The 712-nt window shown below is 41.7% G+C and carries 1 protein-coding gene; it reads left to right on the forward strand.

The genetic code is table 11. The features are described 5' to 3' along the window. Positions 1–55 precede the first annotated feature (55 nt). Complete coding sequence (locus L4C33_RS22635) at positions 56–520, forward strand: acyltransferase (protein WP_428814604.1); 465 nt, start codon at positions 56–58, stop codon at positions 518–520. The last annotated feature ends 192 nt before the right edge of the window (positions 521–712 follow it).

Genomic DNA, 712 nt, shown 5'->3' on the forward strand with positions numbered 1-712 from the left:
GCTTAGGTATGGAGATTAGCCCCAGTATTACTCAGCAACATTTTTCGGAGAGAAAATGGCAAGTCCACGGATTCTAAAAGCACAAATTACGGATGTTAATTTCAGTGACAATGTCACAATTGTTGAGCCTTCTAACCTCTACGGATGTGAGCTACAACGTGATGTTTTCATTGGTCCCTTTGTCGAGATACAAAAAAATACCATTATTGGCGAGAGAACGAAGATCCAGTCTCATACGTTTATCTGCGAATACGTAAATATTGGTCGTGACTGCTTTGTCGGCCATGGTGTTATGTTTGCGAATGACTTGTTTAAAGATGGCAAACCAAATCCAGATTCAGGTAGTTGGGGGCGCACTGTTATTGGCGACAATGTCACGATAGGTTCGAACGCCACTGTGTTGTCAGTCAGTATATGTGAAGGGGCTGTGATTGGAGCAGGTAGTGTAGTCACAAAAGATATAACTGAAAAAGGGATTTACGCTGGTAACCCAGCGAAGAAGTTAAGAGACTTGCCATGATTTCGACATAATGAATATGGTACTCGACTAAGAACCTATCGCAAGAATGGAAGTGTTTACGCCTTATTTTACCAACTAAGAAGTTGCTTCAAGCTCAACCGCACAGGAAATAATATGGAAGTTATAAACGAGCTACACCCATCGAATGAGCAGATGGATAGGTTGATATCTGCACCTGATTCAGGTGAAATC

Source organism: Vibrio makurazakiensis, assembly GCF_050337375.1.
Classification (GTDB): Bacteria; Pseudomonadota; Gammaproteobacteria; order Enterobacterales; family Vibrionaceae; genus Vibrio; species Vibrio makurazakiensis.

Coding starts and splice junctions, on each gene's coding strand:
- L4C33_RS22635 (WP_428814604.1), top strand. CDS start 56: ATGGCAAGTCCACGGATTCTAAAAGCACAAATTACGGATGTTAATTTC.